We start from the raw sequence: 14,378 nt of genomic DNA on the forward strand, positions 1-14,378 counted from the left end.
GATAATATATTATTTCTTCGGGATGGTTTCCATGTCGCTAGCTTGAGTCAAAATGTCCTGATTTTAGAGCACCGAAGCACAGAAAATCAGGTCAGTTTGGCCACGATAGTAAAAATGGCAACCGTCCCTATTCTGTTTTCACCACATTACTGTCTTTATTCAATGCTGCTTCTAAAGTATGCCAAGCCAAAGTAGCACATTTTACCCGTGCCGGATAAGCTTTCACTCCTGCAAGTACGGTCAATTTATCCATATAATGTAACTGACCTTCCTCATTTTGAGTCAACATATGATGAAAGCGATGAAACAGCTCATGAGCTTCCTCGATTGTTTTCCCCTTTATTGAATCAGTCATTAAGGAGGCGGATGCTTGCGATATTGCACAACCACATCCTAAAAAACTCAATTCAGTGATCAAATGCCCTTCTATTTTTGCATAAACAGTTAATTTATCGCCGCATAAAGGGTTAAAACCATTCGCGTGCACCGTCGCATCCTTCATTTCATAATGATGACGTGGATTGCGATTATGATCGATAATGATTTCCTGATAAAGTTCTCGCAGTTCAGCACTCATGCAAATACCTCTTTAACTCGATGCAATGCCCGTATGCATGCATCAATTTCCTCTTTGGTATTATAAAAAGACAAAGAAATTCGTGAAGAAGCGGCAACATTATAAAAGTCCATCAACGGCATCGCGCAATGATGGCCGCTACGTATGGCAATTCCTTCACTATCCAAAATAGTGCCAATATCATGAGCGTGGATTGTTCCATGTACCAATGTGACAACGGGTACTTTTTGTTTGGCTGTGCCAATAATACTAAATCCACTTACAGACTGGAGTCCGGCAGTTGCATATTCTAGTAATTCCTGTTCATAAGCGATGATTGCTTCCATATCCAAAGACTCTAGATAATCTATGGCTGCTCCCAAGCCAATTGCACCAGCAATATTAGGAGTTCCCGCTTCAAATTTATAGGGTAGTGCCGCGTATTCTGTTGCCTCGAAGGTAACGTAATTAATCATCTCGCCCCCTCCCTGATAAGGAGACATGGCGTTCAAGAGTTCTTCTTTACCCCAGAGAACACCTATACCTGTAGGGCCATATAATTTATGCCCAGAAAAAGCATAAAAATCACATCCTAAATCTTGCACATCTACAGGCAAATGTGGAATTGCCTGGGCGCCATCCAATAACACTTCAGCACCATGATCATGGGCCATCTTAATCATTTCTTTGACCGGATTTATGGTACCTAATGCATTGGAAACATGAGTAATAGCCACAAACTTGGTGTTTTTACTTAATTTCTTGGCAAACTCATCTAATAAAATCTCACCATCCAATGAAATAGGTGCAACTTGCAGTTTGGCTCCGGTTTTTTTGCATACCATCTGCCAGGGAACAATATTGGAATGATGCTCCATATGGGTAATTAATATTTCTTCGCCTGGTAAAATACGCGGTGCAACCAAACTTTGCGCAACTAAATTAATTCCTTCAGTTGTGCCGCGAACAAAAATACACTCACTTGGGGAATAGGCGTTGATAAAGCGCTTTACTTTAGAACGGGCCGCTTCAAAATGTTCGGTTGCCCTGACACTTAAAGTATGTACACCCCGATGGATATTCGAGTTATCCTGCTCGTAAAAATGAGAAATAGCCTCAATCACTGCTTTAGGCTTTTGTGCCGTTGCCGCATTATCAAAATAAATTAAATCAAAATCATTTACTTTCTGATGGAGTGTAGGGAAATCTCTACGAATTGCATGAATATCCAAAGCGTCCATTAGCTTACCCCAGCTGTTGTGTTAATAAATGCCCCATATAATCCGCCAATTGACGATGGGGAATAAGTCGCAGATTATCACTGGCAAAAGCATGAATTAAGTAGTGCGATGCTTCCAGTCGGTCAATTCCACGAGTTGCCAAATAAAATAATGCGTCCTCATCTAATTGTCCAACGGTTGCGCCATGGGAACATAATACATCATCAGCAAAAATTTCCAATTGTGGTTTGGTATCCACTTCTGCATTTGCTGAGAGTAATAAGTTTTTATTTTGTTGCTTGGCATCTGTATGCTGTGCATCTTTGGCAACAAATACCTTGCCATTAAATACCGCACGCGAACGTCCGGTGAGGATCCCCTTATAATCTTGTTCGCTAGTGCAGTTGGGAACCAGATGTTGCACTGTTGTATGATGATCCACATGCTGGCCTTCACCAGGAGCATAAATTCCATTCATCAAAGAATGGGATTTCTCTTCTTGCAGATACAAACTGATATCAGAACGCACCCATTGTCCGCCAAGACTTAAGGAATGGTTGGCAAACTCACTACCGACCAATTGTCTTACTGAAAGATGGCCTAAATGAAAAGCCGATTTACTCTCTCTTTGAATCGTATAATGCGTTAATTTAGCGTCAGCACCAACTACGATTTCAGTTACAGTATTTGTCAGATAACAACAATCAGCCCAACCTTGGTAATCTTCAATGATTGTAGCCTGAGCCTTTGCTTCAGCAATAATCAGATGTCGCAAATAAACCGCCTGATTCGTTTGGGTCTGTATATGTGTTAAAGCAATTGGTTCTTCAATCACAACACCTGCTGGAATGTAAATCAATAGGCCACATTGAATCATGGCCGTATTCAAATAATGAAAACCATGCTCTTGCTTTAAAATAGTTCCCAGATAAGGTTGCAGCAATTCAGGATGTTTTGATAATGCAACAGATAAAGGAAGAACTAACACTCCTTTAGGTAGGGTACTGGTAAGCTGTTCTATGCCGAAAATAAGTCCATTTCGGATTGATATAGGTTGATTTACGGGTAAATCAGAATTTATTTTTCCATCATGTGCTGTAATTGCAGACTCTTGGGGGCCATCTCCAGAACACATAAACGACTGGTTTAATAAAGCATCAACGCTGGTGTATTTCCAGTCTTCATCATGTCGTGTTGGAAAGCCATGTCGATTCAAATCCCTTAATGCTTTAGTTTGCAATTGGGCAAGCCAAGGCAAAGTAGATAAGCTGGCTTTTGCTCGTTGTTGGTAAAAATCCAAAATCTCGCTCATATCGTTACACCGTTTCCTCAAGCCAGCTGTACCCTTTTTTCTCTAATTCAAGTGCTAATGATTTATCACCAGACATAATGATACGACCATTTACCAGCACATGGATAAAATCTGGCTCGATATAATCAAGCAAGCGCTGATAATGCGTTACTAAAATAATAGAACGCTCAGGTGACCGCATGGCATTAACCCCATGAGAAATAATACGCAGTGCATCAATATCCAAGCCTGAATCTGTTTCGTCGAGAATAGACAGCTTAGGCTCCAGAGCCGCCATTTGTAAAATTTCATTCCGCTTTTTTTCACCACCAGAAAATCCTTCATTGATGCCGCGATACAAGAAGCTTTCATCCATTTCCAGCAACTGGCATTTCTCTCGGATGAATGATAGAAACTCAATCGCATCAAGTGTATTTTTCCCCTGACCTTTACGTACCGCATTAACAGAGGCCTTGAGGAAATTAACGTTGGTTACCCCAGGTATTTCTACTGGGTATTGAAAAGACAAAAAAATACCAGCACGCGCTCTTTCCTCAGGAGACAAAGGAGTCAAATCCTGTCCCAGATAATTCATTTCTCCACGAGTCACTTGGTAAGAAGGATGGCCAGCTAATACTTTTGACAGAGTACTTTTACCTGAACCATTAGGTCCCATAATGGCATGAACTTCACCCGCATTTACTTGGAGATCAATGCCTTTTAAAATGGATTGACCATTTACATCAACGTTTAAGTCTTTGATTTTTAACATATTAACCCACTGCCCCTTCTAAACTTAGACCTAGCAATTTAGTCGCTTCCACCGCAAATTCCATAGGCAATTCTTTTAATACCTGCTTACAAAAACCATTTACAATCATCGAAACAGCATCCTCTGTATCGATTCCACGTTGTTGGCAATAAAACAGTTGCTCTTCACTAATCTTTGAAGTGGTTGCTTCATGTTCTATCTGTGCCGTAGGGTTTTTGACTTCAATATAAGGAAAAGTATGCGCAGAGCATTCAGACCCCATAAGCATGGAATCACACTGAGTATAATTACGTGCATTAGTCGCTGTTGGTGCAATACGAACTAAACCACGATACGCATTATGTGCACGACCCGCACTGATTCCTTTGGAAATAATGGTTGAACGCGTGTTTTTGCCAATATGGATCATTTTAGTGCCCGTATCGGCTTGTTGATAATTATTAGTTAAGGCAACTGAATAAAACTCACCAACGGAGTCATCACCTTGTAAAATCACGCTGGGATATTTCCAGGTAATTGCTGAGCCGGTTTCAATTTGCGTCCAGGAAATTTTAGAGCGCTTGCCGCGACATGCGCCACGTTTGGTCACAAAGTTATAAATGCCGCCTTTTCCTTCCTTATCCCCTGGATACCAGTTTTGGACTGTGGAATATTTAATTTGTGCTCCATCCAAAGCAACTAACTCTACCACCGCTGCATGCAATTGATTCTCATCACGCATAGGCGCTGTACAACCTTCAAGATAAGAAACGTAACTGTCCACATCGGCGATAATTAAAGTACGCTCGAATTGTCCTGTAGAGGCCGCATTAATGCGGAAATAAGTAGATAACTCCATCGGACAACGTACCCCTTTGGGGACATAAACAAAAGAACCATCACTAAAAACAGCCGAATTCAAAGCGGCATAAAAATTATCGCGATAAGGCACTACTGAACCCAAATATTGCATGAGCAATTCTGGATATTTGTGTACTGCTTCAGAGATGGGACAAAAAATAACACCTTTTTCAGCTAATTTTTCTTTGAACGTAGTTGCCACAGAAACGCTATCAAAGACAGCATCTACAGCTACACCAGCTAACATCTCTTGTTCCCTCAAAGGAATACCTAATTTCTCATAGGTTCTCAGTAGTTCAGGATCAACCTCATCCAGACTTTTAGGAGCATCTTTTTTCTGTTTAGGTGCTGAATAATAAGAAATAGCCTGGTAATCCACGGGCGGGTAATGCACACTGGACCATTTAGGATGTGACATGGTTAACCAATGCCTGTAGGCCTTTAAACGCCATTCAAGCAAAAATTCCGGCTCGCCTTTAATTGCTGATAAACGTCGAATGACGTCTTCATCCAAGCCTGGCTCAAAAGTATCTACTTCAATGTCGGTGGTAAACCCATGTTGGTATTCTCTATCGAGCAGAGAATTAATTTGCTCACTGCTTTTAGCCACGATTAACTCCACTTGCCAATTGTCGAACTCGTTCCACATCGTGTGCTTGCAAAATAGGTTTTGCCAAACTAGCCAAACTCACGCTATCCAGGGCTGTTTCAATTGCTTGACTAATTAATCGCCAATTACCCTGAATCGTACACACACCTTGTAACGAACAATCATTAGGTTGCAAACTGCATTCTGTGAAACCACGATGTTCTTCAAATGCAAAAATTATTTGCGACACAGAAATCTCAGTTGCAGGTCGTCGCAATCGATATCCTCCAGTCACTCCGCGTACTGAGGCTAACAAACCTGCACTGGTTAAACGTTTTAAAATCTTACTTACCGTAGGTACAGTCAGATGAGTATGTAATGCGATATCACGAGCATTACACAATTCTTGCGCGTGCCTTGCGAGATAAACCATCACTACTGTTCCATAATCGGCCAACTTGCTGATGCGAAGCATAACACCTCAAAATCGAATAATCTAGTACTGAATAAGTCTTAATTAGAGACGAAAATTCGGTTTAATTAACTTTTTACCTATATATTATAAATATAGTACCAAAATAGTTCTATATTTGGCAAACAAGAATAGTACCCTATTGTTAAGGAACCACGCAATATGCTCTGCAAATATATTCAAAAATAAGCTTGGGTGATGAACAAGATAAGAGTAATGATATTAGAAGAAATCTTTTGAGAAAAGAGCCCATTGTGCAAATATCGCCTATCCTGTATTATCGGCGGTCCTATTTTTTTGATTGACAAAGAGTTAGGACTTATAAATTACCCTTTTACCTCATATTACAATAAAAAATGGATATAAGATGCTTAGTAAATTTCATAAATATGTAGAATCTTCGAATACTTATTCCTCAGAAGAATCATTGGATGAGTTAGAACAGCTTTTGATTGAAGATCAAAAAAAAGCCCTAACCAACGTGAAATTAATTCAACAAAATGTTCTGACTATAGGTTTTTCAATGGACAAAAAATAACCCCGTTGCAATTTGCTATGATGAGAACCGCATTTAACAATACTCCTCGATTAAAAAAAATTATTGAACTATATATTAAATATTCAGATCTTACTGTTGAAGGAGACTATGGCACTGCTTTGCATTACGCCTGCATCTATACACAATGTGGTAAAGATGTGATTAACACCCTTGTCGGTAAAAATCCGGAATTAATTACAAAAGAATGTATTACGAATTGTGGCGGAAGCTATCCTATTATTGATCTGGCATGTCATGATCGAGATGGAGAATGTTTGCAGGCACTGATTAATGCCGGTGCTGATGTTAATATAAAAGCAACAAAATCTGGATGGACCGCTTTACATCAAGCCGCTTATGTTAATAATGAAACGGCTGTATCAATTTTGTTGACTCATGGTGCTAATAAATACGCACACGATAAGGGAGGATATTTACCAACGCGTGAGGCATGTTATTGGCAAACCGATAAAGAACAATTGCGCCGCCATGCTGAAATTATAGCATTGATTCGCGACTTTAAGCAGGATGAATCGCCTGCAATCAAAACTAATTCGGGTCTCAATCCATAAAACCTACAATTCAAAATTTTGATACAAAGAGGGCCTCGCTCCAACAGGATGGTTGTTGACTTTATTTACCGCTTGTCAGGGAAGGCAAGGCGCTGCCAAGAATGCCGAAAATCCCTTATCATACGATCCACACCATCAACCAGGCCTAACGATGGAATGTGCCCTATGGCAATAGATACAATTGAAAAGAATCCAAGTACTATACTCATATCCTGAAATTAATTCTTTGCAACTGAATAATTGTAATCAGGCTGTTATTAAAGCTTAAAATGCAGAGCAAAATACTTAAATACAAGGAACGAAGGTACAAGAAATGAATAACGAGTTATTGATTGCATATAAAAATTCTCAACGCGAAATCTGGGGGTTATTTGCACCATTAGATATGATGACTACTGTTACAGCACCAACATTAGTAAAGTTTTCACAGTTGCAAGCAGGGGATTCTGTTTTGGATGTTGGTTGTGGTACTGGTGTAGTTGCTATAACTGCTGCTCGGATGGGTGCAATTGTTTCAGGCCTTGATTTAAGTCCGCAATTACTGGAGTACGCTGATAGAAATAAAACTTTGGCTAAAGTTGATGTTGATTTTAAACAAGGTGATGTAGAAGCACTACCCTATGCAGATGAATCCTTTGATGTTGTTTTGAGTCAGTTTGGGCACATGTTTGCCCCGAATGCACAATTAGCAATTGATGAAATGTTGAGAGTACTCAAGCCGGGCGGGATTATTGCTTTTTCAACTTGGCCTCCAGAACATTTTGTCGGAAGGTTATTTGCATTAGTTAGTAAATATAATCCACCACCTGTAGCAATAGATTCACCTTCGAACTGGGGCTCTCCTGATGTGGTGAAAAATCGTTTGGGCAACCAAGTCAAAGAAGTAATTTTTGATTATGATGCGATGTATTTTCCAACTCTAAGCTTAGCTCACTACAGACGAACCGTGGAGAAAACACTGGGGCCCGTTGTAACGTTTGTTGAACAATCCAAAAATGATTCTGAAGCACTTAGGAATTTTCGCGCCGAAGTTGATAAGTTGGCCGAACAATATTTTATGGACAACAAAATACATCAATGCTTTTTGATGACACGAGCAATAAAGCTATGAAGGATTATGTAATGAGCGACCATGCCATCATGGTTAAGGGTATTTTTCCAAAATGGATCTAAATCTTCGCGCCTTCGTTTGAATGAAAAATCCTTAACTTAATGGCGGTGCCGCCTGGACTCCAGCTGCATTATACCAAAATAGTCAAATCATAAAGCTTGACTCACTTGAACTATGCTCGTTATATAACGTATTATCTCTTTTTAATTTAGAGTGTTTGCAATACGATTTCATGCTTGAATCAAGACCTATTAGGAGCAAGACCATGACAGTTGCGCATTATCCAGCCTCACTGGTCAACAACCACCTCATTGATTCGGGAACAATGCTTGTCCCGAAAGGTTACTATCGCTCTAAATTATTCACTGCTCCTTTTTCTACAAATGCTTTAGTTGCAGCAGCAGGTCCTCTTTTATCACTATTAGAGCGACTCTGTCTTAGCCCCTCGCTGCCTCCTATTGAGAATATCAGAGATAATATTGAGCATGAGTTACTTGCTTTTCAGAGTAAAATGGATGCTTCTAAATATCCGGCAGACTTTTCAGCCATAGCTTATTATTTAATGGCCGCAACTATAGATGAAATGATTGGTAAAAATTACATGCGAGTATACCAAATTTCTGCTGAATTTAAGGCATTCACGCCACTCACTAATGATAATGCTCAACCACAACACCGTTTTTTTGAAATCCTTAATTACATTAAGGAACGACCAACTCAATATCTTGATCTTATTGAGTTAGTTTATTTTTTCCTAATTATTGGTTTTGAGGGTCATTACCATCTCAAGGCGGATGGACGGCAGGTATTAGATAATTATATTGAAGATCTCTATCAAATAATTCAGCAAAATCGCTTCCATCAACCCCGCCGGTTATTTAATGAAAACCCTATACCTAAAATTGTTAAAAAGAATTATAAAGCGGTCATCATTACCTTGGTTACTGCGGTTACTATGGTAACACTTGCTTTTTTGACCAGCCAATATTTATTGGAAAATAAGGCGAAAACCGTTTTATTTGGACACACCCAACTTGCTCTTTTGGATAGCTAATGGACAATTCTTTACGCGCATTATGTGATGCTATAAAAAAAATACTTTCACAACTAAAGCCACAAAGTAATGAGCTATCTTTTATAGTGATTACCGGCAGAAATGCTCAAGGAAAATCGGCCATATTAAAACAAAGCAATATGGAAGAAATACCTGTTTTTAGCGAACAACATGCCAAAATTTATTTTAATCAAAAAGGGATCATCATTGAGCTTGGTGAAAATTGGCTTACTCATAGCAAAACCTTATTGCTTACAACGTTAAAACAATTGAATCGATGTAACTCCTATCTAAAAATTACCGGCCTTGTTTTATGCATTGATGTAAACGACCTGCTGATAGCCGATCCAGCACAGTTTGCAGAACAGAAAAAAGCACATTTACAATTATTGGAACGATTTGGAACAAACCTGGGTTATCCCGTCAATATTGCACTGATGTTTACTAAAATGGATACCCTCGCTGGTTTTACCGAATTTTACCAATCAGAACATACAACTGATTTATCAAAGCCTTTAGGGTTTTCGCTCGATTGCAGGAATGAATTAAAGAAAAAAATAGAAGCCTATTCATTACAATTCAACCAGCTGACGGAACAAATCGGCCAACAAGTAATTCATAAAATGCACCCTGCCCGCTCTACAATGCGACGCAGTTTAATTCGGGAATTTCCATTGCAGGTAGCTAGCCTTCGCGCCCCTATTCAAGCATTAATTCAAGGAATTTCTCCTAAACTCTTTAATTTACATTCGATTTATTTTAGTAGTGCGGAGCAAGGTGGGGTGAGTATTGATCGCTTAAACAAGAGAATTCAGCATGAATATGCCTTGGTAGTACAAGATACTTTTCCTCAGGCGACAAATTTCAGAGCCTATTTTGTTGAAGGTGCATTAAGGACCATTCAGGAGCATTGCAGCCAAATTCCACAAGCTAGAAAGTTTTCACAAAAGCCCATTATTGCAGTAACCGCAAGTATCGCCGTAATCAGCCTGCTGATTTTAAGCTATAACTATTACAAAACAGCTCATTTACTCGATGAAACAAGTAAAGAATTACTGGCTTACGATGTGCTCAATAGTCAAAAAAATAAAGAAAAGCAGGCTCTTTATCATTTATCCAATGCGGCAAAAACGATAAGCCACATTCCCAGTAATTCCTTATCGCTACCTACGGTACATCAATTAAAATATAATTTGCACCATAATGCTGAAAGCCGTCTACAAGGTGAATTTTTACCCTCATTAACCAGCGAGCTGGAAGATGTAATCAATAATCCAGGAAATACCCCTATCGTTCGTTATAACGCATTGAAAGTTTACCTGATGTTAAGCCAGCCAGAACATTTCTCAGCAATGCAAGTTCATGATTGGTTCGCGAGTCAATGGAAAAACCAACCTGAACATGCTTTAAAGAAACAACTGGCACTATTAAGGCTTCTGTTAAGTAAACCACCCAAAAATATAACTGTAAAACAGCAAGTAATTAGTGATGCCAGAAATTATTTAAATGCATTACCCACTAGTTACCTTTATTATTCGATTGCAAAAGAATTTTTCCCTGACACGAAACAAAAAATCGCAATTGATGGCTTTATATTGGCAACCAATGAGTTGCCAAGTTACTTTACCAGGGCAGGTTTTAACGAAGTTATGCAAAAGATTCCGAGCATCAGCTACAACCTACAAAAGGAAAAGTGGGTACTCGCACGCAATGACTTAAATCAATTACAGGAAATGATAACTCAGGCTTATTGTTTTGATTACGTAACCTGGTGGCAAACGTTCATGCGCAAATCACAACCCCTGCATTACCAAGACTATCAAACAGGGCGGCAAGTAGTTAAAAATCTGGAACAATCTCATGCGATAGGGAAGATAACAGCTCTAATCCAACAAGAAACCAAAGCTGACTTGAGTAATAGCTCATCACCTTTTAATCATGCGATTGCCAATCAATTTACTGATTTGAATTTAATGAGCCACTCCAGTACTAAAGAAATCAGCCAAAAAATCGTTGATTTGGAACGCTTTATTTCAACGTTGTCCATGATAAATGATGGCGGAAGAACTGCGTTTAATATTACAAAAACTCGCTTTTCCAGTGAAAGTGCTTCTGACCCCGTAAGCCTGCTTTATAATCAAGCACGACAATTACCTGAACCTTTAAGTACATGGACCAAACAATTAGCAAGTGATGCATGGGGTATTCTGATTAGAGACAGCCGTCAGTATATCAACCAACAATGGCAGCAGACTGTTTACAGAGAATTCCAAACCACTATTGCCAGACGCTATCCTTTTGACGCCTCACAACAAGAAGAAATTTCGATAAGTGACTTTAATCATTTCTTTTCTACTCGTGGCGCATTAAACTCATTTACCGAAAGCTATGTTAAACCGTTCTTGGATATTTCCAGCGCAGAATGGAAACCTAAAGCAGTAAATGACTCAGTATTACCTATTGCCTCAGAAACCTTAGATGCGCTGATACGTGCGAACATTATTACCAATATGTTTTTCCCTGATCATGGTGAAGAAAGCAAAATTGATTTTAGTCTACAAAAAATTAGCCTAGATCCTGTGGTTGCGAACCTAGAACTTGAGATTGGCAGAACCAAATTAACCGATAATCAAAGCACTGACTCAGTTATGCGTTTTACCTGGCCACAATCCTATGCCAAACTTGCCCTTGATTCAATTGAGGGGAATCATTATGAGTTAGCAGAGCAAGGAACTTGGGCCTTATTTAAACTACTCGAAAAAGTGAATGTCCTGATTGATGAACAAGACAGTTCTAGCTTACAAATTCTTTTTGAAATTAACAGCAATTCGGGACGTTACCTCTTGAAGACAAACAATCAAGTGAATCCCTTCACACCAGGAATTTTGAATGGATTTACATTAAAGGAATCTATAGTCTAGCTCCTGATTTCCTTAGCAAATCATTCGTCGGAACCATTCAGGGGTATGCTTGAATCTGAGGGAGCGATTTGATTTGAGCGCAGGTTGTGCGCAAAATGATGCTGAGAAAACGTAGCATACATCAGTATGTGGGGCTTCCGAAGTGCTATTTTCGCGAAAGATGTGCCAAATACAGCCGTTCAGTGAATAGAAGTGAACGCTTACCATTCGTCAGCGAAGAAATTTATTAAGAGCCACCTTTCAATGCTCGTGCTTCATAAATCAATGCCTTAGTATCCTCATCTTCGGGGTCTTTATCCCATTTAGGATAAATCCTCATATACTCTTCTAAAAGATCCAGCCCTATATTGCCACAGACATAGTTTTTGGTAGCATTTAAAACCGAAATTTTGTCTGAATATTGTTGTATTCTCGGATACATTTCTTTTTGTCGCTTGCAGTATGCAATTCCCGCTTCAATACGCCCCACCAGATCCTGTAATTGAACCGATATTCTTTCGGACTCATCAGTATGGTGCAGAGATTTTGAAAAAAAACGACTAACAGTGTCTCCCAAATCTCCTTTTTGATATGCAGACATAACGAACTCCTTATGTTCTTAACACATACAATAATGGTCATATTAAATTTTATTGATTTAATCCATTATATGTTACGCTACTGAATTTTTTAAAAATCCTTCCGACTTTTTAATTATAGTTCAATGTTTAACCACAAAGAGGCAGTTTCATTCGAATTGATATATACTCATTGTCTCTATTTTAAAAAGAAAGGTCTGATACTATGCGTACGCTTGTTTCCTATTTACTTATTGCATTACTAAGCTTTGGGCTTTTGGTCAACGAAGCCTCAGCGAAACGTTTTGGTGCTGGCAGAAGTTTTGGCATACAACGTTCACAAAGTGCTCTGTATTCACCAAATAAAGTGCAAAAATCCAGTGTTTTTGGGCAAAACACAAAAAATACAAGCCGATGGGGAGGATTACTCAGTGGGTTATTAATTGGCGGCTTGCTTACCAGTTTATTTATGGGGCATGGCTTTGCTAATGGGATCTTGTCATGGTTGATTATGGGGGCAATTCTCTTCTTTGTTATTGGCTTTTTCCGTAAAAGAATGCAACCTGGATTTCAAGCAAATCAAGGACAAACTCGTTCTTTTAATCAAAGTCCTTTTAATAATTTTACCCAATCATTCAGTAACAGTTCAGGAAATAGCGATGCGAGTAATGCGTCTGAATATCCTGCAGGTTTTGTGCCTGAAACATTTTTACGTGAAGCCAAAGTGACATTTAACCGCTTACAAGCTGCTTATGATCAAAAAAACCTTCAGGATTTGAGTGAGTTCACAGCACCAGAAGTATTTGCTGAAATCAAGATGCAATTAGATGAGCGGGGAAATGCCGCGAATAAAACAGATGTAATCACTTTAAATGCTGAGCTCCTTGATGTTTCAAGACAGTCTAATTCGCTCATCGCCAGCGTCCGCTTTACCGGTTCAATTAAAGAAGATAATGAGCCCGTTAGTCAACTTGATGAAATTTGGCATTTCCGTCAATTCTCTAATAGTTCTCAATGGGTTGTCGGCGGTATTCAGCAGGAAGTATTCCAACCTTAATTCTAATGTAGATAACCTGGGTATCTCGTTCTTGAAACCCAGGTTATGCTTCATCATCAATCAAAATTAAATGCCCATCTCTATTCCGACGGCACGTAGGCGGTAAGGTGAATTGTCAACAGTCTCTAGTTCAAAACAAAGCTTTCATCAAAAATCAGAACTTGATTTCGCCCATTTTCTTTAGCTTTATATAATGCGCTCTGCCTGTCTCACAAAACACATAGAATAAATCCCTGCTCTCATGGCAAAAGTGCCACCTGCCAACCACTCAAAAACCTGAGCTACGCTGTGCCCAGGTTACATGAGGGAAAGTTCTAATTTTTTATGAGTCTTTAGACGTATTGCACATCAATAATTTCGTAATCCACCATACCACCGGGTGTATTTACTGTTACTGAATCGTCCAATTCCTTGCCAATTAAAGCTCGGCCGATCGGGGAACTATAGGAGATTTTATTTTGTTTAATATCAGCCTCATCTTCACCTACAATTTTGTAGGTGACTGTGGCATCTGTTGCAATATGGCACACAGTAACTGTAGCGCCAAAAACCACCTTGCCATTATTGGGCAATTTGCTGATATCAATAATTTGTGCGTGAGATAATTTTGCTTCCAACTCCTGAATACGCCCCTCATTAAAACTTTGCTGTTCTCGAGCAGCATGATATTCGGCATTTTCTTTCAAATCACCGTGAGCTCGTGCTGTAGCAATCGCTTCAACAATACGGGGTCTATCCACAAATTTTAAACGATTTAATTCTTCCTTCAGTGCTTCTGCACCTTGTACTGTCATAGGATGTTTACTCATATCTACCTCAAAAAAAAAT

General features: G+C 39.2%; 14 protein-coding genes. 6 read left to right on the plus strand and 8 right to left on the minus strand.

What is annotated here, in order from left to right; translation table 11 throughout:
• Positions 1–127 precede the first annotated feature (127 nt).
• The 6 genes from sufU to ELY20_RS02135 are packed head-to-tail and all read right to left on the minus strand — an operon-like array spanning position 128 to position 5,743.
• Entirely contained in the window at positions 128–577 is a 450-nt protein-coding gene (gene sufU, locus ELY20_RS02110) for a Fe-S cluster assembly sulfur transfer protein SufU (RefSeq protein WP_110141028.1), read from the minus strand.
• Complete coding sequence (locus ELY20_RS02115) at positions 574–1,797, minus strand: cysteine desulfurase (RefSeq protein WP_110141027.1); 1,224 nt, start codon at positions 1,795–1,797, stop codon at positions 574–576. The genes sufU and ELY20_RS02115 overlap by 4 nt, the downstream gene beginning before the upstream one ends.
• Positions 1,798–1,801: 4 nt before the next feature.
• On the minus strand, positions 1,802–3,088 hold the full coding sequence (gene sufD / locus ELY20_RS02120) for a Fe-S cluster assembly protein SufD (protein ID WP_110141026.1): 1,287 nt from the start codon (positions 3,086–3,088) through the stop codon (positions 1,802–1,804).
• Positions 3,089–3,092: 4 nt separating this feature from the next.
• The gene (gene sufC, locus ELY20_RS02125; RefSeq protein WP_110141025.1) at positions 3,093–3,839 is read right to left on the minus strand and encodes a Fe-S cluster assembly ATPase SufC; all 747 of its coding nucleotides are present in this window, start codon (positions 3,837–3,839) and stop codon (positions 3,093–3,095) included.
• A gap of 1 nt (position 3,840) precedes the next feature.
• Positions 3,841–5,289 (minus strand): Fe-S cluster assembly protein SufB, encoded by a 1,449-nt coding sequence (gene sufB / locus ELY20_RS02130; protein WP_110141024.1) that lies wholly within the window; start codon positions 5,287–5,289, stop codon positions 3,841–3,843.
• Positions 5,282–5,743, minus strand: coding sequence for an SUF system Fe-S cluster assembly regulator (locus ELY20_RS02135; protein ID WP_110141023.1), 462 nt, complete (start codon positions 5,741–5,743; stop codon positions 5,282–5,284). The genes sufB and ELY20_RS02135 overlap by 8 nt, the downstream gene beginning before the upstream one ends.
• 364 nt (positions 5,744–6,107) lie before the next feature.
• On the opposite strand from ELY20_RS02135, the gene ELY20_RS16740 reads away from it, so the two are divergent.
• The 5 genes from ELY20_RS16740 (at position 6,108) to icmF (ending at position 11,936) form a co-directional block, all read left to right on the plus strand.
• Positions 6,108–6,278, plus strand: coding sequence for a hypothetical protein (locus tag ELY20_RS16740; protein WP_158618855.1), 171 nt, complete (start codon positions 6,108–6,110; stop codon positions 6,276–6,278).
• Between the two features lie 17 nt (positions 6,279–6,295).
• Positions 6,296–6,850: an ankyrin repeat domain-containing protein gene (locus ELY20_RS02140; RefSeq protein WP_110141022.1), complete on the plus strand. Its 555-nt coding sequence runs from the start codon at positions 6,296–6,298 to the stop codon at positions 6,848–6,850.
• Positions 6,851–7,163: 313 nt separating this feature from the next.
• Positions 7,164–7,961, plus strand: coding sequence for a class I SAM-dependent methyltransferase (locus tag ELY20_RS02145; protein WP_110141021.1), 798 nt, complete (start codon positions 7,164–7,166; stop codon positions 7,959–7,961).
• Between the two features lie 265 nt (positions 7,962–8,226).
• The gene (gene icmH, locus ELY20_RS02150; RefSeq protein WP_110141020.1) at positions 8,227–9,015 is read left to right on the plus strand and encodes a type IVB secretion system protein IcmH/DotU; all 789 of its coding nucleotides are present in this window, start codon (positions 8,227–8,229) and stop codon (positions 9,013–9,015) included.
• Positions 9,015–11,936 carry a type IVB secretion system protein IcmF gene (gene icmF / locus ELY20_RS02155; RefSeq protein WP_110141019.1) on the plus strand — a complete coding sequence of 974 codons (2,922 nt, stop codon included), beginning with the start codon at positions 9,015–9,017 and terminating at the stop codon, positions 11,934–11,936. The genes icmH and icmF overlap by 1 nt, the downstream gene beginning before the upstream one ends.
• Before the next feature lie 226 nt (positions 11,937–12,162).
• Here the strand turns inward: icmF and ELY20_RS02160 are convergent, their stop codons facing one another.
• Positions 12,163–12,516: a hypothetical protein gene (locus ELY20_RS02160; protein WP_110141018.1), complete on the minus strand. Its 354-nt coding sequence runs from the start codon at positions 12,514–12,516 to the stop codon at positions 12,163–12,165.
• Positions 12,517–12,719: 203 nt separating this feature from the next.
• On the opposite strand from ELY20_RS02160, the gene ELY20_RS02165 reads away from it, so the two are divergent.
• Positions 12,720–13,550: a Tim44 domain-containing protein gene (locus ELY20_RS02165; RefSeq protein WP_110141017.1), complete on the plus strand. Its 831-nt coding sequence runs from the start codon at positions 12,720–12,722 to the stop codon at positions 13,548–13,550.
• 332 nt (positions 13,551–13,882) lie between these two features.
• Here ELY20_RS02165 and greA read toward each other — a convergent pair whose 3' ends face one another.
• Positions 13,883–14,359: a transcription elongation factor GreA gene (gene greA / locus ELY20_RS02170; protein WP_058469593.1), complete on the minus strand. Its 477-nt coding sequence runs from the start codon at positions 14,357–14,359 to the stop codon at positions 13,883–13,885.
• Between the last annotated feature and the right edge of the window lie 19 nt (positions 14,360–14,378).

This window comes from Legionella qingyii, from assembly GCF_003990155.1.
Taxonomy (GTDB): domain Bacteria; phylum Pseudomonadota; class Gammaproteobacteria; order Legionellales; family Legionellaceae; genus Legionella; species Legionella qingyii.